The organism is Amycolatopsis sp. NPDC114504 (genome assembly GCF_055633595.1).
The window spans coordinates 253,684-272,543 of the sequence record NZ_JBVKDU010000002.1; the positions used below are offsets into that span (position 1 = coordinate 253,684).

The window sequence follows — 18,860 nt, forward strand, 5'->3', positions numbered from 1 at the left end:
ACGGCCCCGGGCAGAACCGGACATTTCACGCTTACTACACGCGGGCAAGGTGTGCCAGCAGGTCGCAGGCCATTTCGTGGGTCGCGGGCAGCCGGACCGCGGACACCCGGGGCCGGCCGGCGTCGGCCAGCTGCGAATCCACGGAAAGCCGCTCGTGCAAGGCCCTTCGCAGCGCGACGCCGTGCGAAGCGACTCGCTCGTCCTTCGGGACCAGCGCGGCCACGACGGACGGCCCCAGCGAGGCGACGCTCTGCCCGCTGTCGAACACCGCCCGCAGCGCGTCCGCGACCAGGATCATCCCGGTCAGCCGCGGGAACCCGGTGACCGTGCTGAGGTCGACCGAGACGACCAGCAGCACGTGGTCCTCGGCGGCCGGCCGCTCGCGCGCGGCGGCGGCCCGGTAGACCTCGTAGAGCCGGGTGCGCAGGTAGGCGGCCGAGGGCAGCCCGGTCAGCGGGTCGGTGACCTCGGTGTGCACGAGCTGGTCGGTGGCGACGTCGGCCCAGGCCAGCGCGGTGGTCCGCAGCAGCCGCGCCGGCGTGGCGTCGACGTCCGGGGAGACGAACCCGTCGTCGCCGTGGTCGAGCACCGCGTGCAGCGCGGCCAGGTCGGCGAGGGTTTCCGCGAGCCCGGCGCCGGCCGCCGCCCGGGCGCGGGCCAGCCCGGCCAACGCGGTTTCGGCGGCTTCGACGCGTCCCTTGGCCATCACGGCGGCGCAGACGGCGTCCACCTCGGGCAGGGCCCAGTCGCTGGGGAACCGCCACCCGGCGGCCAGGCTGGCGGTGCGCCAGCGGGCACGCAGGGTGCGCAGGGCGCGGTCGGCGAGCGGGGCGTCACCGGGACCGGAGCGCGTAGCCGGAACGTCCACTGGCGGCCTGCCCCTTTCGTCCGGTCCGTGTCGATCTTGCTCGGTGCTTCACGGTGAGGACGTGCCCCACCGGACCCCGTGACGCGTACTCGCGAGTTTTGTTAAGAAGCTTTTCCACGGCGCGACCCGGGAGCGGGTGATTTCGATCCGCCGTCGGAGTCAACACCCCGACCACGACGTGACGGCCCGGGGTGGGTCAGTCACACTTGTCTCGCGTCGCGGACCCGCCTGTAATGGCAGGTCCTGGCCCTAACCGACCGAGGAGTGCCGTGTCCACCGTTCCCGCCGATCTCAGCGGAAAGAGTGACGCCGAGCTGATCGCCGAGGTCCGCGCCGGGAAGATCGAGTCGTACGGGCCGCTTTACGAACGTCACACCGGTGCGGCGCACAACCTCGCTCGTCAGCTGGCCCGTTCGAGCTCGGAAGCCGACGACCTGGTGTCCGAGGCGTTCGCGAAGGTGCTGGACACGCTGCGTGGCGGCAAGGGCCCCGACACAGCCTTCCGGGCGTACTTGCTGACTGCGCTGCGTCACACCGCGTACGACCGCACGCGCAAGGAACGCAAGGTCGACCTCAACGAGGACATGGCGGACGTCAAGGGCGCCGCGGCCGAGGCGCTGACCGTGCCGTTCTCCGACACCGCCGTCGCCGGGCTCGAGCGGACGATGGCCGCGAAGGCGTTCGCGCGGCTGCCCGAGCGCTGGCAGGCGGTGCTCTGGCACACCGAAATCGAGCAGCAGAGCCCGGCCGAGGTCGCGCCGCTGCTGGGGCTGACCGCGAACGGCGTCTCGGCGCTCGCCTACCGCGCCCGTGAGGGGCTGCGCCAGGCCTACCTGCAGGTCCACCTGCAGGAGAACGCCGAGGAACGCTGCCGCGCCTGCGCCGAGCGGCTCGGCGCGTGGACCCGCGACGGGCTGTCCAAGCGCGAACGCTCCCAGGTCGAGAACCACCTCGACGAGTGCGAGAACTGCCGGGCGCTGGCCGCGGAGCTGGCCGACGTCAACGGCGGGCTGCGCGCGATCATCGCCCCGATCGTCCTGGGCGGTGCGGCGCTCGGCTACCTCGCGACCATCGGTGCCGCGAAGGCGAGCGCGGCCACCGCGGCGGCTGCCGGAGCGGCCGCCGCCGGTGCCGCCGCGGCCGGGGGCAAGGCCGGTGCGGCCGCGGGTGCCGCCGCGGCCGGACCCCGTCAGTTCGCCGGAGTCGCCGCCTCGGGCACGGCGATCGTCGCGGCCGTCGTCATCGCGCTCACCGCCGGCGGCGGCGCGCAGGAGATCCCCGTCGCGGCCCAGGTGCCGCCGCCGGCGGTCCAGCCGGTCAACCCGCCGGCCCCGAAGCCGCAGCCACCGGCCCCGCCCGCACCGCCGCAGCCGCCCGCGCCGCCCCCGGCCCCGCCCGTCGAGCCCGCCGCCCCGCCGGTCGCGCCGCCCGCACCCGCGCCGCCCGCCCCGGCACCGCCGGCACCGGCGCCCGCGTCGATGTCCGCGACGACCCCGCCCGAAGGCGTCGAGCTCAGCCCCGGCTCCGCGACGAACCTGCCCATCACCGTGCGCAACGACGGCGGGAGCCCGTCCGAGCCCGTCGCGGTCGCGCTGAAGCTGCCGCCGGGCGTGCACGCGGTCGACGCCGGCGGTGGCGGCGCCCCGATGGCGTTCGCCCAGGACGGCAGCCCGATCTCGGTGAACTGCCCGGGCGGCGACGGCACGGTGACGTGCAAGACCGGCGCCGGCCTGCAACCCGGCCAGAGCGCGACGCTGAACTTCCACCTCCGGGCCGACGACGACGCCATGGGCGGCACGGTCACCGGGTCGGTCACCGCGGGCGTGCAGATCAACGTCGCCGTGAGCGTCAAGGTCACCGTGAAGCTGCCGCCGGACGCAGTGGTCCTGGAAGCACAGGGCGACGGGCTTTCGGCTTTCCCGTGGACCCGCAACCCGCTGGTCTACGTGCGCGTCCGCAACACCGGCGACTCGACGAAGCCGGTCACGGTCACCTTCGACCACCCGCTGTGGCAGTGGTGGAGCCTGCGCGGCTTCCCGTGCGCGCCGTCCGGCGAGGGCGCGACCTGCACGACGAACAGCGCGCTGGCGCCCGGCCAGCACGTCAACCTGTGGGTGCGGCTGAAGGGACGTCCCGACGACGGGCGCGTCACGATCACCGCGAAGCTCGGCAAGGCGTCGGCGGAGCCGGTGACCGTGGACTTCGGCTGCTACCACCACTGGTGCGGCAAGGACCCGCGGCCGCCGACGACGACACCGTCGACCACGCCGTCCAAGCCGACTCCGACGTCGCCCACGAAACCGACGTCCACCCCGCCGGCGACGACCACGAAGACCACGCCGACGACCGCACCCCCGACATCGAAGACCACGACGAGCGCGCCGCCGCGGCCGACCACGAAGCCGGGCAACCAGCCGCCGACCGTCACCCCCGAGAGGGGATTCGGCTGGCTGACCGGGTAGCGTCCGCGCGGTGCGCGAGCTGCTGAAAAAGCATCGCGAGCTCCTCCGCTTCGCCGTCGTCGGCGGGATCAGCTTCGTGATCACGATGTCCGTCAACTACGGCCTGAAGTTCACCGTGCTGCGGACCCACCCGGTGACGGCTCTGATCGTCGGCGTCCTGGTCGCGACGATCTTCTCCTACGTCGCCAACCGCGAGTGGTCGTTCCGCACCCGCGGCGGCCGCGAGCGGGCGCACGAGGCGGCGCTGTTCTTCCTGATCAGCGGCATCGCGCTGGGCCTGAACGCGCTGCCGCAGTGGTTCTCGCGGTACGTGCTGGACCTGCAGGCGCCGCGGCTGTCGCCGTTCGGCGTCGAGGTGGCCGACTTCGTCAGCGGCATCATCATCGGGACCCTGCTCGGCACGGTGTTCCGCTGGTGGGCGTTCAAGAAGTGGGTCTTCCCGGAGGAGGCCGCGCGCGGCGAGGTCCAGGTCACGGATGATCCGGACATTCAGGACCGCAAAGCCGCCTGAACCACGGGTTTACGCGGTGTGCTCCTAGACTGCATCGTGTGACCGTTGTGGAAACCGTGCTCAAGCGCACGCCGGAGCCGCTGCGTTCGGTGCTGATCAAGCACCGGGAGCTGCTGAAGTTCGGGATCGTGGGCGGCACGACGTTCCTCGTCGACAACGGCGTCTGGTACTTCCTGAAGCTGTCGGTGCTGGAGTCGAAACCGACCACGGCGAAGGCGATCGCGATCATCGTCGCGACGATCGTGTCGTACATCCTGAACCGCGAGTGGTCGTTCCGCACCCGCGGCGGCCGGGAGCGCCACCACGAGGCGGCGCTGTTCTTCGTGATCAGCGGCATCGCGGTCGTGGTGAACCTGATCCCGCTGTACGTCTCGCGGTACGTGCTGGACCTGGAGGTCCCCCACGTGACGCGGCTGGTGCAGGAGGTCGCGGACTTCGCGAGCGGGTCGATCATCGGCATGCTGCTGGCGATGTTCTTCCGCTTCTGGGGCTTCAAGAAGTGGGTCTTCCCGGACGAGCTGGGCGAGCGCCGTCGCGACAACGGCGACGTGACCCGTCTGCACTGAGCACATTCGGTAAACTACTTGTCTTCTGACATGTAGTTGTCTACAGTCATCTCGTCAGTGTTCCTTCGTGAGGACGCCGTCCGGGTTCGGCCGGGCGAGCGGGACGATTCGAGGTGGTTTCCGAGCGCGAAGAGGTCGCACCCGTCCGCGGGTGACGATGGAGCCTTTTCCCGACTCGACGGGACGCGTTTTCCTGCGCGTCCGGACATCTCTCGTCCCTTCTTCACGAGGACATCCCTTGATCACAACCGCGCCTTCGCGCGCTCGAAAACCTGCCCTCGCCGGACTCTTCCTGTCCGTTTTCCTCGCGATGCTCGACGCCCAGGTCGTCGCCACCGCGCTCCCCCGGGTCGCCGCCGAGTTCGGCGGGACCGGGTCCTACGCCTGGGTCACCACCGCCTACCTGCTCGCCGGGAGCGTCACCGCTCCCCTGTACGGCAAGCTCGGCGACGTCTTCGGCCGCAAACGTGTGCTCCTGGCCGCGCTCGCCCTGTTCCTGCTCGGTTCGCTCGCCTGCGGCCTGGCGCCGTCGGCCGGTTTGCTCGTCGCCGGGCGGGTGCTGCAGGGCGCCGGCTCCGGAGGCCTCTTCGTCTCTGTCGGCGCTTCTCTCGGCGAGATGTTCACGCCTCGCGAAGGCGCGAAGTACTTCGGGTGGTTCTCGATCTGCTTCGCCGTCGCGTCGCTCGCCGGGCCGGTCGTCGGCGGGGTGTTGACCGGGGTCGCCGGGTGGCGGTCGATCTTCCTGGTCAACCTGCCGCTCGGCCTAGTCGCCGTCGCGCTCCTCAAGACCCTCGACCTGCCGAGACGACGACGTGAAGCGCCTTTCGACTTCGCCGGCGTCATCCTGCTCGGCGGGGCGATCACCGGGTTCACCCTGCTCACGCCGTGGTCGATCGGCCTCGGCGCGGTGGCGGCCGTCGCGTTCGTCTTCACCGAGCGAAAAGCCGAAGCGCCCGTGCTGCCCCTACGTCTCTTCAAGGACCGCACGTTCACCGTGTCCGTCGTGCTCAGCGTGCTCGCCGGCTTCGCGTTCCTCGGCTCGATCAACTACGTCGCGGTCCTCCTGCAGGCCGACGCCGGCCCGGCGGAAGGCGGGCTGCGGCTGGTGCCGATGACGCTCGCCGTCTCGCTGTCGTCGGTGATCGCGAGCAGGATCATCGCCCGCACCGGCGCCTATCGCTGGGCGCCGCGGCTGAGCATGGCGCTCGGCCTGATCGCCGTCGCCGGCCTGGCCACGCTGCACGAGCTGCCCCTGATCCTGGGCTGCCTGGTCGTCTTCGGCCTCGCGGCCGGGCTCAACCTGCAGGTCCTCGCCATGGCGACGCAGAACACCGCACCACCGGCGGACCGCGGCGCCGTCGCCGCCGGCGTCAACCTCGCCCGCGCGCTCGGCTCGAGCCTCGGCCCGGTCGCGCTCGGCTTCGCCTACCAAGCCGGCACGCACGGCGTCTTCCTCGCCCTGCTGCCCGTCCTCGCGCTCGCCCTCGTGACGGCGTTCGCACTCCCGCACGTCCCGCTCGAAGGAGCATCCCGATGATCTTCGTCCTCGGCGCCACCGGCAAGGTCGGCCGCGCCCTCGTTCCCGCCCTCCTCGACGCCGGCGCCGCCGTCCGCGCCCTGACCCGCGACCCGGCCAAGGCCCGCATCGACCCGCGCGCCGAAGTCGTCCAGGCCGACCTCGACACCGCCGACCTGCCCGCGCTCCTCGACGGCGCGGACCGCGTTTTCGTGCTGACCCAAGGCCACAGCGCCGGCCGTGAAGCCGCGGTCGCGCAGGCCGCCGCCCGAGCCGGCGCCACCCACCTCGTCAAGCTGTCCACCACCGGTGTCCACTTCGGACAGACGGACCCGATCACCCGCGCCCACGCCGAAGCCGAGCAGGCGGTCCGCGAAGCCGGGCCCGCGTGGACGATCCTGCGGCCCGGCGCGTTCATGGACAACCGGTTCGCCTGGCGCGACACCATCCGCGACGAGAACGCCGTGTACGTCCCCGAAGGCGATCCGGCGTCCGCGCTGGTCCACGTCCGGGACATCGCCGCCGTCGCGACGCTCGCCCTCACGACGTCCGATCACGACGGCGCGACCCACGAGCTCACCGGCGGCGAAGCCCTCACGACCGAGCGGCAGGTCGCGACCCTCGCCGACGCCCTCGGCCGGCCGGTGAAGTACGTCGAAGAACCCGAAAGCGCCGCGCGCGAACGCATGATGCGGAAGTACGGCTGGCCCGCCGAAGCCGTCGACGGTTTCTTCGCGCTGAAGCGGGAGTCCGCCGAGCGCGAACACGTCGTCTTCGACACCGTCGAACGCCTGCTCGGACGGGCGCCGCTGACGTTCGCCGATTGGGCGCGTGAGAATGCGGCCGCCTTCCCCTACCATTACCGGGGGTGACGGGGGAGGTGACCGGATGGGCAAAGGCCTGCGCGTCCTCGTCGTGGACGACCACCCGCTGTTCCGGTTCGGCGTGTGCACGCTGCTGGACGCCGAACCCACGATCGAGATCGTCGGCGAGGCCGCCAGCGGTGCCGCCGCGGTCGACGCCGCGGCCGCGCTCCACCCGGACGTCGTGGTCATGGACCTGCACCTGCCCGACCTGTCCGGGATCCAGGCGACCCGGCACATCGCGGCCGTGAGCCCGGACACCGGCGTGCTGATGCTGACGATGGCCGACGAGAGCGAGTCGGTCTTCGCGGCGATGCGCGCCGGTGCCCGCGGCTACCTGCTCAAGGACGCCGAGCCGGACGAGATCATCCGCGCGGTGCAGGCGGTCGCGCGGCGCGAGGCGATCTTTGGCCCGGACATCGCGAACCGCGTGCTCGGCTTCTTCAACCAGCCACCGCCCGCGAGCGAGCCGGTGTTCCCGGAGCTGACCGTGCGCGAGCGCGAGGTCCTGTCCCTGATCGCGGCCGGGCACAGCAACGGCGTCATCGCGAACACCCTGTGCCTGAGCCCCAAAACGGTGCGTAACCACATTTCGAACGTCTTCGCCAAACTTCACGTCGCCGACCGCGCCGAAGCGATCGTCCGGGCGCGGGACGCGGGCCTCGGCCGGTCCTGACGGGCGCCCGTCCGGGCAACATCGGGACGCCGGTCCCATGCGCCCGGGACACCACAACGGGCATTCTGGTCAGGGTGAGGGGTGGAGCTCTCGCACCGTTCGAGGGGAATGGGTGACGATGTTCGAATCCGACAGGACGCCGGTGGTGGTCCGCGCCACCGATCCGATCCTGCACAACGGCGTCTGCATGGCGCTGCGTTCGCGGGACGAAGTCCGGGTGGTGGACGAGGAGGCGGGGGCGGTCGCGCTGCTGGTCGCCGACCGGCTCGACGAGACGATGACCAAGCTGCTGTCCGCGTTGCACCACCAGGGCTTCACCCGCATCGTGCTGGTCGCGGGCGAGGTCGACGACAACGAGATCCTCAACGCCGTCGAGCACGGGGTCTGCGCGGTCGCCCGCCGCGCCGACGCCGGGCCGGAGGTGCTCGTCCGGCTGATCAAGGCGGCCGCGGCCGGGGAAGGCGCGCTGCCGCCCGATCTGCTCGGCCGGCTGCTCAACCGGGTTTCCCGCCTGCAGCGCCAGGTGCTCCAGCCCCACGGGCTGCACATGGGCGGGATGAGCAACCGGGAGACGGAGGTGCTCCGGCTCGTCGCGGCGGGGTATTCGACGCAGGAGATCGCCGACGAATTGTGTTATTCACAGCGCACGGTGAAGAGCATCCTGCACGACGTGACCAACCGGTTCCAGTTGCGCAACCGTTCGCACGCGGTGGCGTACGCGCTGCGTGAAGGGTTGATCTGACCCATGATCGCCCAGGTCGACGAGGCTTTGTGCGAGCTGCTGCGGCCCTGCCTGCCGGCGGGGACGCAGATCCGCCTCGACCCGCCGAAGCCGGCCTGGCAGACGGAGTCGCAGGTGCGGAGCGTGGAGCTGTTCCTCTTCGCACTGCACGACGCGGCCGGGGAGGGAGAGCGCGCGGCCCGCCGCTGCGCGCTTTCCTACCTCGTCACGGCCCGGGCCGCGCAGGTGCGGGAGGAACACGACCTGCTCGACGCGGCGCTCCACGCGGTCCTCGAGGCGGAGCGGCTGCCCGCGGAAAGCGCTTCCCCGGTGCGGATGGCTTTGGCCGCAACGGATCCGACGGGACTTTGGACGAGCCTGGGCATGCCGGCCCGAGCCGGTTTCGTCCTGCGGGTGACGGCCGACGTCTAACGCGGGAGCCGCTCGGCCTGATCAGCCTTCCCGCCGTCGTAGTTCTTCGACGGCTCGGATTTCCTGCCTGATCAAGCCGACCGCGGTCGGTCGCCTTTCCGGCCCGGATCTCACCGGCGGCGTTTCGAGACAGTCACCAAGTCGGCAGCACCGAAGGTGCTGTTACGGACGCGAACACAAAAACAATCGCCGCCGCGCACTACTCGTTCTGCGGGTGACGGCCGACGTCTAACGCGGGACGCGCTCGGCGGGCCACCGCACTTCGGGGACGTCGCTCGGCCGCGGCACCTTCAAGAAGAGGCTGAACACCGCCGGCCGTCGGTTCGACAGCTCCAAGCGTCCGCCGTCCGCTTCCACCAGTGCCCGGGCCAACGCCAGCCCGACGCCCGTCGACCCGCCGCCGGAGAACCCGCGCTCGAAGATGTGCGGGGCCAGTTCGTCCGGCACGCCCGGGCCCGTGTCGCTGACCTCGACCACCACCGTGCCCTCGGCGTCGCCGCGGCGGGCGACCACCGTCACCGTGCCCGAGCCGTGCCTCAGTGCGTTGTCCAGCAGTACCCCGACCACCTCGCGCAGCCGTCCCGGCGTCGCGCGGGCCATCAGGCCGTCGGCCACGCGCATCCGCAGGTTGCGGCCCTCCGAGCGGAGCAGCTCTCGCCACTCCTGTGCCATCTCCGGCAGCTGCTTCGGCAGGTCCACCGGTTCCGCGCCGACCTCGCGGGCCGCGCGGGCCGCCGCCAGCAGCTCGTCGAGGGCCTCGGCCAGGCGGTCGGCCTGCTCCTGGGCGGCCTTCGACTCGTCGGCCACCTCTTCGTCCGGGTGCACCGTGAGCGGTTCCAGCCGCAGCTGCAACGCCGTCAGCCGGCTGCGCAGCTGGTGCGAGACGTCGCCGACGAGCTGGCGTTCGCGCTGGACGAGCTGGGCGAGCGCGGTGCCGGACGCGTCGAGCGCCTCGGCGACCATGTCGAGCTCGCCGACGCCGTAGCGGCTCGGGTCGGGCCGGAAGTCGCCGCCACCGAGACGGGACGCGCGTTCGGCTACGTGCCGCAGGGGCTTCGCCAGCCGTCTCGCCGTCGCGATCGCCACGACCGCGCCCGTGCCGATCGACAGCAGGACCAGCAGCACGACGACCAGCGTCACCGTCGTCTGCCGCTCGTGCATCGGGCCGGCCGGGACGGCGATCGCGACCTTGCCGTCGCGCGCGAGGTCGGCCGTCTCGGTGACGGTGTCCGGGCCGGGGTCGTTGCCGTAGCGCTTTTCCTGCTGGTTGGGGACCTGGACGGTGAGGATCCCGTTCGCGGGCACGGCGGCGCGCACCTGGTCGAGGTCGATCTCCTGGCCGTTGGCGATCTCGGTGTCGAGGATCGCCGCGGCCGCGCGGGCGTTCTCGGCGAGCGTCTCGCGGTAGCTCGACTCGATCTGCCAGCTCGCGACGATGCCCAGCGGGATGCCGAGAACCGCCGCCGTGACCGCGACGGCCAGCAGGATGGCCAGCAGGATGCGACGGCGCACGGCTTATTCGGCGTTGAACCGGAAGCCGACGCCGCGGACGGTCGCGATCCGCCGCTCGCCGTCGTGGGTCTTGCTGGTGCGCCCGGCGGCCTCGTCGGCGGCGATGGCGAGCTTCCGCCGCAGCCACGACATGTGCATGTCGAGCGTCTTGGACGTCTTCGACTCGAGGTCGTTCCAGACCTCGGCGAGGATCTCGTCGCGGCTGACGACCTGCCCCGCGCGGCTCATCAGCACGCGCAGCAGCTCGAACTCCTTGTTCGCCAGCTGCACCTCGTGCAGGTCGACGGTGACCAGCCGCGCGCCGAGGTCCATCCGCACGCCGCCGGCTTCGAGCACCTCCGGCACCCGGCGGCGCAGCAGCGCGCGGATCCGGGCGAGCAGCTCGGCGAGCCGGAACGGCTTGGCGACGTAGTCGTCGGCCCCCGCGTCCAGGCCCACGACGAAGTCGACCTCGTCGGTGCGTGCGGTGAGCATCAGGACGGGCAGCTCGGTGCCGTTGGCGCGCAGGCGCCGGCAGACCTCGAGGCCGTCCATGCCGGGCAGCCCGAGGTCGAGCACGAGCAGGTCGACTCTCTGGGCGGCGGTGGCGTCGAGCACCGAAGGGCCGTCGGTGACGACGTGGATCTCGTATCCCTCACGTTCGAGGGCGCGGGAGAGCGGTTCGGCGATGGCCGGATCGTCTTCGGCAAGTAGGACCATGCTCACCTGGCCAACTCTACGGCTCGGAGGCGTGAAACCATCGTGATCGTGCCTGGCTACGGAGATGATCTGGCCCTCGCCACCCGGCTGGCTGACGCCGCCGACGCGATCACGACGGCGCGGTTCCGCGCCCTGGACCTGAGGGTGGACCGCAAACCCGACCGCACCCCCGTGACCGACGCGGACACCGCCGTGGAGGACGCGATCCGCGCCCTGCTGGCCGCCGAACGCCCGGACGACGCGGTGCTCGGCGAGGAGCGCGGCGGGTCCGCCGCGACCGGCCGCGCGTGGGTGCTCGACCCGATCGACGGCACCAAGAACTTCCTCCGGGGTGTACCCGTCTGGGCGACCCTGATCGCCCTCGTGTCGGACGGCGACCCGGTGGTCGGCATGATCACCGCGCCGCTGCTGGGCCGTCGCTGGTGGGCGGCCACGGGTTCGGGCGCGTTCTCGTCCGACTCCGCCGGGACCCGGCCGCTGTCGGTTTCCGGCGTCTCGTCCCTTTCGGACGCTTATCTGTCCACGACGGACTTGAACTCGTGGACGACGTACCACTCGCGCGAGAAGTACCTGGACCTCGTGGACGCGTCCTGGGAAACTCGCGCGTTCGGCGACTTCTGGTCCCACGTGCTGGTGGCCGAGGGCGCCATGGACGTGGCGGCCGAGTGCATCGTGAACCCGTGGGACGTCGCGGCGGCGCAGGTGATCGTGACCGAGGCCGGCGGGCGGTTCAGCGACCTGGACGGTGCCGGGCGGTACGACAACGGGAGCGCGCTGTCGACCAACGGCCTGCTGCACGACGACGTGCTGGGGATCCTCAAGCGCTGACGGGATAGGCCGCTCGGCGGGTACTTCTTGACCGGTCTGAACCACCGGTGGTTCACTCCCAGTGCTCGCCGGGTCACCCCCGCTTTCTGACAACGTTGTCAGCCCTGGGTGCCCCGCTCACCCCGGGAGGAAGAGCATGCGCAGAGTCGTCACCGCGGCTTTGGTCATTCCCCTGTTCACGGCCATCGCGGCCACACCGGCGACCGCCGCACCCGAGAACCGCGACCTCGCCGCCTACGTCAACCCGTTCGTCGGCGCTAAGGCCGGCGACACCCCCGAGACCAACACCTACGCCGGCGACACCTTCCCCGGCGCCGACGTCCCCTTCGGCATGGTGCAGTGGAGCCCCGACACCCCGCTGCAGCCCAAACCGCCCGCCGGCCAGGGCCGCTACTACGCCCGTGACCGCGACGGCGGCTACGCCTGGGAAGAGAACAAGCTCCGCGGCTTCAGCCTCACCCACTTCAACGGCGCCGGGTGCGGCGGCGCGGCCGGGGACGTCCCGTTCCTCCCGTTCGCCGGGAACCTGACGACGTCCCCCTCGGTGGACGCCACCAAGTACTTCCCCACCTTCAGCCACGCCAACGAATCGGCGTCTCCCGGCTACTACAAGGTGACGACGGACTCCGGCATCACCACCGAGCTGACCGCGACCCAGCGCTCCGGCTTCGGCCGTTTCACCTTCCCCAAGAACTCCCCCGCGACGCTGCTGATCGACGTCGCGCAGTCCGCGATGGGCAGCGACGACGCGTCCGTGACCGTCGACCCGGCCAAGCGGACCGTCGAAGGCTGGGTGTCCAGCGGCCACTTCTGCCGCGGCCCCAACACGTACAAGGTCTACTTCTCGGCGTCCTTCGACCAGCCGTTCGCGACGTCCGGGACCTGGCAGAACGCCACCGTGACCCCCGGCGGCACCAGCGCCCGCGGCGGCGACCTCAGCAAGGACACGTGGGACAAGCAGGTCGTGACCGCCGACGGCGGCTCCGGCGCCTACCTGACCTTCGACCCCGCCAAGCCGGTCCAGGTGCGCGTCGGTCTGTCCTATGTGGACGCGGACGGCGCTCGTTCGAACGTGCGAACCGAGCAGCGTCAGGACTCCTTCGACACGGTCAAGGACAACGCCCGCCGGACCTGGAACGACCGGCTGCGGCAGATCACCGTCGAAGGCGGCACGGACGCGGCGACCCGGACGTTCTACACCGCGCTCTACCACACGCTCCTGCAGCCGAACGTCTTTTCCGATGTGGACGGTCGTTACGCGGGCTTCGACAAGGCGATCCACCGCACGAAGCCGGGCCACGCGCAGTACGCCAACTTCTCCGGCTGGGACACCTACCGCGACGAGGTCCAGCTGCTCTCGATGCTCGCCCCGCACGAGGCCGCCGACATGGCGCAGTCGATGTACAACCAGGCGAACCAGGCCGGCGGGATCTGGGACCGCTGGTCGCAGAACAACGACTTCATGGGCGTGATGGGCGGCGACCCGTACCACTCGATCATCGCCAGCACCTACGCCTTCGGCGCGACGGACTTCGACGCCCGGGGCGCCCTGAAATCGATGGTCAACGGCGCCACGCGCGTCCAGCAAGCCGGTGAACGCGCGCTCGAACGCCCGGGCCTGTCCGACTACCAGACGCTCGGCTACCACCCCAACAACGTCTCGGACATGCTCGAGGACACCACCGCCGACTTCGGCATCGCGCAGCTGGCCCAGCGGCTCGGCCAGAAGAGCACCTACCAGCAGTTCATGACGCGCGCCCAGTACTGGGAGAACGTCTACAACCCGGCGACGGGCTACCTGCAGACGCGGCTGCGCGACGGTCAGTTCCTCTCGCCGTTCGACCCCGCGAAGTACGAGGAAATGCGCTACCAGGAAGGGAACGCGGCGCAGTACACGTGGATGGTGCCGTACAACGTCCGCGGCCTCTTCGACGCGATGGGCGGCGACGACGCCGTGAAGAAGCGTCTCGACTTCTTCTTCACGAAGCTGAACAGCGACGCGAGTTCGCCGTACGCGTTCATGTCGAACGAGCCGTCGTTCGAGGTGCCGTGGGAGTACGCGTACGCGGGCGCGCCGTCGAAGACGCAGGACATCGTGCGCCGCTCGGCGGAGCTGCTCTTCAAGCCCACCGAAGACGGCCTGCCCGGCAACGACGACCTCGGCGCGACGTCGGCGTGGTACGTCTTCGCCGCGCTCGGCATGTACCCGGAGGCGCCCGGCCGCGCCGAAATGGTGCTGGCCAGCCCGATGTTCCCGAAGATCACGCTCACCCGGGCGACCGGGCAGCGGACCACGATCACCGCGCCCGGCGCGTCCAGCTCGGTGAAGTACGTGAAGAGCCTGAAGGTGAACGGCCAGGCGAGCACGAAGCCGTGGCTGCCGGAGTCCTTCGCGGTGAACGGCGGGCGGCTCGACTTCACCCTCGGGACCTCGCCGACGTCGTGGGGTTCGGCCAAGACCGACGCGCCGCCGTCCTTCCGCGACGGCGAGGTGCCGGTACGCGGCCGCGTCGGCCCGGGGCGCGTCGTCGTCGCTCCCGGCGGCTCGACGACCGCGACGGTGACGGCCGAAGGCATCACCGGCCAGGGCAAGGTGACCTGGCACGCGAAGCCGCCGGCCGGGATCACCGTGACGCCGTCGAGCGGGACGCTCACGGTGGGTCCGAACGGGACCGCGTCGCAGCAGGTGAAGGTCACCGCCGCCGCTGGGTCGCCGGACGCCTACACGAGCGTGCCGGTGGAGTTCGCCGGGCAACTGCCGGCGTCCCTGCCGGTGACGGTCGGGAAGCCGGGGACGCTGCACGCGGCGAACACGAACGTCGGCGTCACGGACGACCGGTTCGTCCAGTACGGCGACTTCGGCGAGACGGACCTCTACCCCGGCCAGTTCGCCTACTCCGCGCAGGGCTTGGCCGCGAGCGGCGTCAAGCCGGGCGCGAAGGTGGGCGAGTTCACCTGGCCGTCGAGCCCGGCGGGATCGCCGGACAACGTGATCGCCTCAGGGCAAACGCTTGTGGTCGACGCTCCGGCGGGCGCGACGAAGCTGTCGTTCCTCGGCTCGGCGACCGGCGGTGACGCACAGGGCAGCGTCACCGTCACCTACACCGACGGCTCGACGCAGCAAGGTGCGCTGGGCCTGTCGGAGTGGCTGCTGAAGGGCGGTGAGGAAACGCCGCAGTTCGGGAACACGGTCGTCGCGAAGGTGCCTTACGTGAACTCGGCGTTCCCGCGGTACATGTTCCGGCTGTCGCGGCCGTACACGTCGTACCTGTTCGCGACGGCCCCGATCGCCCTGGACCCGGCCAAGCGGGTTCGCAGCATCACCCTGCCGACGTCGACGGGTGCCAGCGCGGCGCACGTGTTCACCTACGCCGTGTCCTGAGCAGGTCGTGAGTGAGAAACAGTGTTAGAACACTGTTTCTCACTCACGACCCGGGCAGCAGGCCGACGGCGCCGCGGGCGACCTGCGCCCAGGCCAGCCGGCCGAAGAGGTAGTGGCACGCGACCTGCTCGCTGGTGAACCGCGCCCAGTCGTAGCGGTTGCCCTGCTCCCGCCAGAAGACCTCCCACGCCTCGTCCTCGCCCTGCATCAGGCACCAGGCGTTGTCGACCTCGGCGCCGAGCGAGACGACCTCCGGCGGCACGCCCAGCACGCCGAGCCAGCGCTGGATCGACTGGGTGTTCATCAGTCCTCTTCCCCCTTGGCCTCGGCGAGGTAGCCGAGGGTCACGAGCTCGTCCGCCGCCAGCAGCGCGCGGTACCGGGTACCCCCGCCGACCTGGCCGAACCAGTTCGCGGTCTCCGACCGCCACATCGGCACGGCGCGCACGACGACGTACCGGCGGTACTCGGCGTCCAGCATCCCGGGCGGCAGCGAGCGTTCCGCGAAGGGCGTGCCGTCGGCGAAGAACACGCGCCCGTGCGCCGGACCGAAGCGGTCGAGCACGATGTTCATCGGCACCATCACCGGCTCGGCCGGCTCGAGGCTGCCCTCCGGGTAGTGGTCGCCCGGCGGCCACGCGTACTCGGGCCCGAGCTCGCTGTGCCCGACGACGAACCGGCGGATCCACACGGCCTGCGTCGCCCGCGCGTACGGGACGTAGCCGTCGGTCAGGTGCCGGGGCACCGGCCGCGGCGGCGCGGTCGGTGACCGGCGGAACCCGGCGGTGACGTTGGTGAGCGCCTGGTCGTCGAAGATCAGCCGGGCGTCCGGGTGGTCGTTCGGGCCGAAGCCTTCGGGATCGTCCTCGGGCAGCGGCAGCTGCCGCGCCGGCCGGTCCATCGCCACCGGCAGGTGCCCGATCGGGAACATGTGCACCAGGAACAGCGCGACAACGCTTTCCCGCTCCTTGCGCGGCGAGCCGAGCGGCGGCAGTGGCGCGGGCGAGCCCGGGCTCAGCGGCGGCCCGGCCACCGGCGGAGGCGGCCCGGCGGGCGCCGGCGGCACCGGCGCCGGGGGTGCGGGAGGCAGCGGGAACGGCGGCAGCAGCGGCGACACCGCGTGCGGCCAGGCCGCGGGGTTACCCGAGGGCGGCGTCGGCGCCTCTTCGAAGGCGCCGGAATCCGTCAGGCCGTACTCAGGCAGCCGGATCGGCCCGGTGTCGAGGTCGGCCTCGACCGGTTCGGAGCCCGCCTCGGAAGGCTCGGTCACACCCATCCTCCGGCTCGGTCGGTGCCCGCGGGCACTCTTTTCGACGCGGCCGCGTCGCTGCCGGTCCCCCTTGATACCGCATGCCGCACGAGCGGGTGCGGGCGAGGTCAGCTCAGCGCGGCCACCACGCGGGACGGGCTCGGGCGCCCGAGCTGTCCCGCCATCCACGTGCTGGCCGCCACCAGCGTGTCCAGGTCGACGCCGGTGGCCACCCCGAGGCCGTCCAGCATCCACACCAGGTCTTCGGTGGCCAGGTTCCCCGTGGCCGACTCGGCGTACGGGCAGCCACCGAGCCCGCCGGCCGAAGAGTCCACTGTCGACACTCCACATCGGAGCGCCGCCAGGGTGTTGGCCAGAGCCTGACCGTACGTGTCGTGGAAGTGCACGGCCAAAGTACCGACATCGCCGAACAGCCCGACCAGGTTCTCGACCTGGCCCGCGGTCGCGACGCCGATGGTGTCGCCCAGCGAAAGCTGCGAGCACCCCATGTCCAGCAGGCGGCGGCCGGCGTCGGCGACCTGCTTCGCCGGCACGGCACCTTCCCACGGGTCGCCGAAGCACATCGAGAGGTAGCCCCGCACGTCCAGGCCGGCTTCCCGGGCCCGCGTCACGACCGGCTCGAACATCGCGAACTGCTCGTCCAGCGACGAGTTGAGGTTCTTCCGCGCGAAGGTCTCCGTCGCGCTGGCGAAGATCGCGATGTGCTCGACCCCCGCGTCGAGGGCGCGGTTCAGGCCCTTCTCGTTCGGCACCAGCACCGGGTAGCGGACGCCGTCACGACGATCCAGGCCGGCCAGCAGCTGCTCGGCGTCGGCCAGCTGCGGCACCCACTTGGGGTGCACGAAGCTGGTCGCCTCCAGTGTCGTCAGGCCGGCGCCCGCGAGCCGGTCGAGGAACTCCAGCTTGACCTCGACCGGGACGATCGCCTTCTCGTTCTGCAGGCCGTCCCGCGGGCCGACCTCCCAGATCGTGATCCGCTCCGGGAGTTCACCCGTCGAGGGGACCCGTTCGGGCAGACCCAGTTCGCGCGTGCCCATCAGCGGCGTCGATCGCCGCGCGGCGGGTGCCCGCCCTGCGGCGGCAGCGGCTCGGTCTGCTGGGGCTGCTGGCCGCCCGCCCGGTAGTCGTCGTACGGGTTGTCGTTCACCTCGCGGTAGATCACCGTGTGCACCTTCTCGACGTGCGGGATGTCCTCGAACCGCAGCGGCTCGGCCGACGCCGACTCGATGATCAGGGTGCCGCAGCCGAAGACCCGGTCGAGCAGGTCGTGCTCGAACTGGACGCTGTTGATCCGGCCCATCGGGATGTCGATGCCGGTGCGCTTCAGGACGCCTTCGCGGGCGATGAGGCGGTCGGTGGTCACGATGAAGTGGGTGGTCCGCCAGCGCACGAGCGGCGCCAGGAACAGCCACACGATCAGCACGAGGGCGACCACCCCGATGGCGATCAGCCCGACCGTGTTCCACGGCGAGCCGGCGTCCTTGGCGAGGATCGCCAGCCAGATGCCGGCGCCCAGGGTGACCAGGAACGCCAGCAACGGGAAGATCAGCATCTTGAAATGCGGGTGACTGTGCACCACGACGTGCTCTTGCTCGCTGAGCAACTCGTCCGGATAAGCCACGGCGGACGCTCCCAAGGTCGGTGCGGCGATGTCGCTTCACCGTACCGGCGAGACGCCCGGCCGGTGAGTGCAACGCCCCGAAGAATCAGGCCGGGCGGACGTGGACCACGTCACCCGCGAACACGGTGTGCCGCTGGCCGCCGGTCATGTCGACCTGGAGCTGCCCGGCGGCGTCGATGTCGGCCGCGCGGCCGACGAGCGACGTGCCGTCCGGCAGCTGCACCTCGACGTCCTGGCCGAGGGTCGAGCAGTGGGCGCGGTAGTCGCCCAGCAGGCCGGCCTCGGTGAGGTCGCCACCCGCGAGCCGCCAGCGTTTCTCCAGGTCGTCGAACTCGGTGAGCAGCGCGATCGCGACGTCGGTGCGGTCGGTGTTCGTGGCGCCCAGCTCCGCGAGCGACGTCGCGGGCAGGCCGCCGGGGCCCGGCTGGACGTCGCCGAGGGGCAGGACGTTGAGGCCGATGCCGAGCACGAGCGACGGCGGGTCGCCGGCGACGGCCTCGGCGAGGATCCCGGCGCACTTCGCGCCGCCGGCGAGGACGTCGTTGGGCCACTTGAGCACGGCGTCGACCCCGACGCCGGCCGCGGCCGCCCGGACGGCGAGCCCGGCGACGACGGAGAGCGAGCCGAGCGCCGTGAACGGGACGCCCGGCCGCAGCGCCACGCTGAGGTACAGCCCGGCGCCCTTCGGCGAACTCCACGTCCGGGCCCGGCGGCCGACCCCCGCGGTCTGCTCTTCGGCCAGCAGAACGGTCCGGTCCTCGGCGCCTTCGTCGAGGGCTTTCCGCAGGTCGGCGTTGGTGGAGCCGGTGCGCTCGACGACGTCGATCTTCGCGTACCGATCCTTGAGCGCCGCGCTCAGGCGGGCAGCGTCGATCTCGGGCATGTGTCCACCATATGGGAGTCCCCCTAACGTGCAAGCTACTCAGTCGTTCAC

At 71.4% G+C, this 18,860-nt stretch carries 18 protein-coding genes; 10 read left to right on the top strand and 8 right to left on the bottom strand.

Annotation, left to right across the window (positions count from 1 at the left end; genetic code table 11):
* Positions 1–34: 34 nt before the first annotated feature.
* Positions 35–868: a GGDEF domain-containing protein gene (locus ACZ7PG_RS12750; RefSeq protein ID WP_470239261.1), complete on the bottom strand. Its 834-nt coding sequence runs from the start codon at positions 866–868 to the stop codon at positions 35–37.
* Positions 869–1,137: 269 nt separating this feature from the next.
* Here ACZ7PG_RS12750 and ACZ7PG_RS12755 point away from each other — a divergent pair, with 269 nt between their 5' ends.
* The 8 genes from ACZ7PG_RS12755 (at position 1,138) to ACZ7PG_RS12790 (ending at position 8,615) form a co-directional block, all read left to right on the top strand.
* A complete protein-coding gene (locus tag ACZ7PG_RS12755; RefSeq protein WP_470239262.1) occupies positions 1,138–3,330 on the top strand; it encodes a sigma-70 family RNA polymerase sigma factor in 2,193 nt (730 codons plus the stop codon).
* Positions 3,331–3,340: 10 nt separating this feature from the next.
* A complete protein-coding gene (locus ACZ7PG_RS12760; RefSeq protein WP_470239263.1) occupies positions 3,341–3,841 on the top strand; it encodes a GtrA family protein in 501 nt (166 codons plus the stop codon).
* Between the two features lie 38 nt (positions 3,842–3,879).
* On the top strand, positions 3,880–4,407 hold the full coding sequence (locus ACZ7PG_RS12765; RefSeq protein WP_470239264.1) for a GtrA family protein: 528 nt from the start codon (positions 3,880–3,882) through the stop codon (positions 4,405–4,407).
* Positions 4,408–4,645: 238 nt separating this feature from the next.
* A complete protein-coding gene (locus ACZ7PG_RS12770; RefSeq protein ID WP_470239265.1) occupies positions 4,646–5,944 on the top strand; it encodes an MFS transporter in 1,299 nt (432 codons plus the stop codon).
* Entirely contained in the window at positions 5,941–6,795 is an 855-nt protein-coding gene (locus ACZ7PG_RS12775) for an NAD(P)H-binding protein (RefSeq protein ID WP_470239266.1), read from the top strand. Before ACZ7PG_RS12770 ends, ACZ7PG_RS12775 begins: the two co-directional genes overlap by 4 nt.
* A gap of 16 nt (positions 6,796–6,811) precedes the next feature.
* Positions 6,812–7,462, top strand: coding sequence for a response regulator (locus ACZ7PG_RS12780; protein WP_470239267.1), 651 nt, complete (start codon positions 6,812–6,814; stop codon positions 7,460–7,462).
* Between the two features lie 118 nt (positions 7,463–7,580).
* Positions 7,581–8,204 (top strand): response regulator transcription factor, encoded by a 624-nt coding sequence (locus ACZ7PG_RS12785; RefSeq protein ID WP_470240741.1) that lies wholly within the window; start codon positions 7,581–7,583, stop codon positions 8,202–8,204.
* 3 nt (positions 8,205–8,207) lie between these two features.
* Positions 8,208–8,615, top strand: a complete 408-nt coding sequence (locus ACZ7PG_RS12790; protein WP_470239268.1) for a Pvc16 family protein — start codon at positions 8,208–8,210, stop codon at positions 8,613–8,615.
* 228 nt (positions 8,616–8,843) lie between these two features.
* Here the strand turns inward: ACZ7PG_RS12790 and ACZ7PG_RS12795 are convergent, their stop codons facing one another.
* Together ACZ7PG_RS12795 and ACZ7PG_RS12800 are read right to left on the bottom strand one after the other, a co-directional pair.
* On the bottom strand, positions 8,844–10,127 hold the full coding sequence (locus ACZ7PG_RS12795) for an ATP-binding protein (protein ID WP_470239269.1): 1,284 nt from the start codon (positions 10,125–10,127) through the stop codon (positions 8,844–8,846).
* A 3-nt stretch (positions 10,128–10,130) separates the two neighbouring features.
* A complete protein-coding gene (locus tag ACZ7PG_RS12800) occupies positions 10,131–10,826 on the bottom strand; it encodes a response regulator transcription factor (RefSeq protein WP_155549497.1) in 696 nt (231 codons plus the stop codon).
* Between the two features lie 42 nt (positions 10,827–10,868).
* On the opposite strand from ACZ7PG_RS12800, the gene hisN reads away from it, so the two are divergent.
* Both hisN and ACZ7PG_RS12810 read left to right on the top strand, forming a co-directional pair.
* Positions 10,869–11,654, top strand: a complete 786-nt coding sequence (gene hisN / locus ACZ7PG_RS12805; RefSeq protein ID WP_470239270.1) for a histidinol-phosphatase — start codon at positions 10,869–10,871, stop codon at positions 11,652–11,654.
* A gap of 136 nt (positions 11,655–11,790) precedes the next feature.
* The gene (locus ACZ7PG_RS12810) at positions 11,791–15,036 is read left to right on the top strand and encodes a GH92 family glycosyl hydrolase (protein ID WP_470239271.1); all 3,246 of its coding nucleotides are present in this window, start codon (positions 11,791–11,793) and stop codon (positions 15,034–15,036) included.
* 43 nt (positions 15,037–15,079) lie between these two features.
* On the opposite strand, the gene ACZ7PG_RS12815 is transcribed toward ACZ7PG_RS12810, so the two are convergent.
* The 5 genes from ACZ7PG_RS12815 to ACZ7PG_RS12835 all read right to left on the bottom strand — a co-directional run bounded on the left by ACZ7PG_RS12815 (position 15,080) and on the right by ACZ7PG_RS12835 (position 18,809).
* A complete protein-coding gene (locus ACZ7PG_RS12815) occupies positions 15,080–15,340 on the bottom strand; it encodes a hypothetical protein (RefSeq protein ID WP_003105220.1) in 261 nt (86 codons plus the stop codon).
* A complete protein-coding gene (locus ACZ7PG_RS12820) occupies positions 15,340–16,305 on the bottom strand; it encodes a TNT domain-containing protein (RefSeq protein ID WP_470239272.1) in 966 nt (321 codons plus the stop codon). The genes ACZ7PG_RS12815 and ACZ7PG_RS12820 overlap by 1 nt, the downstream gene beginning before the upstream one ends.
* 107 nt (positions 16,306–16,412) lie before the next feature.
* On the bottom strand, positions 16,413–17,342 hold the full coding sequence (locus ACZ7PG_RS12825; RefSeq protein WP_470239273.1) for a hydroxymethylglutaryl-CoA lyase: 930 nt from the start codon (positions 17,340–17,342) through the stop codon (positions 16,413–16,415).
* On the bottom strand, positions 17,342–17,926 hold the full coding sequence (locus ACZ7PG_RS12830; RefSeq protein ID WP_470239274.1) for a PH domain-containing protein: 585 nt from the start codon (positions 17,924–17,926) through the stop codon (positions 17,342–17,344). The genes ACZ7PG_RS12825 and ACZ7PG_RS12830 overlap by 1 nt, the downstream gene beginning before the upstream one ends.
* A gap of 85 nt (positions 17,927–18,011) precedes the next feature.
* Positions 18,012–18,809, bottom strand: a complete 798-nt coding sequence (locus tag ACZ7PG_RS12835) for a biotin--[acetyl-CoA-carboxylase] ligase (protein WP_470239275.1) — start codon at positions 18,807–18,809, stop codon at positions 18,012–18,014.
* Positions 18,810–18,860 lie beyond the last annotated feature (51 nt).

Excerpts from the sequence above, each read along its gene's own strand:
- ACZ7PG_RS12780 (WP_470239267.1), top strand. The coding sequence starts at position 6,812 with ATGGGCAAAGGCCTGCGCGTCCTCGTCGTGGACGACCACCCGCTGTTC.
- ACZ7PG_RS12815 (WP_003105220.1), bottom strand. The coding sequence starts at position 15,340 with ATGAACACCCAGTCGATCCAGCGCTGGCTCGGCGTGCTGGGCGTGCCG.
- ACZ7PG_RS12775 (WP_470239266.1), top strand. The coding sequence starts at position 5,941 with ATGATCTTCGTCCTCGGCGCCACCGGCAAGGTCGGCCGCGCCCTCGTT.
- ACZ7PG_RS12800 (WP_155549497.1), bottom strand. The coding sequence starts at position 10,826 with ATGGTCCTACTTGCCGAAGACGATCCGGCCATCGCCGAACCGCTCTCC.
- ACZ7PG_RS12785 (WP_470240741.1), top strand. The coding sequence starts at position 7,581 with ATGTTCGAATCCGACAGGACGCCGGTGGTGGTCCGCGCCACCGATCCG.
- ACZ7PG_RS12825 (WP_470239273.1), bottom strand. The coding sequence starts at position 17,342 with ATGGGCACGCGCGAACTGGGTCTGCCCGAACGGGTCCCCTCGACGGGT.
- ACZ7PG_RS12810 (WP_470239271.1), top strand. The coding sequence starts at position 11,791 with ATGCGCAGAGTCGTCACCGCGGCTTTGGTCATTCCCCTGTTCACGGCC.
- ACZ7PG_RS12790 (WP_470239268.1), top strand. The coding sequence starts at position 8,208 with ATGATCGCCCAGGTCGACGAGGCTTTGTGCGAGCTGCTGCGGCCCTGC.
- ACZ7PG_RS12835 (WP_470239275.1), bottom strand. The coding sequence starts at position 18,809 with ATGCCCGAGATCGACGCTGCCCGCCTGAGCGCGGCGCTCAAGGATCGG.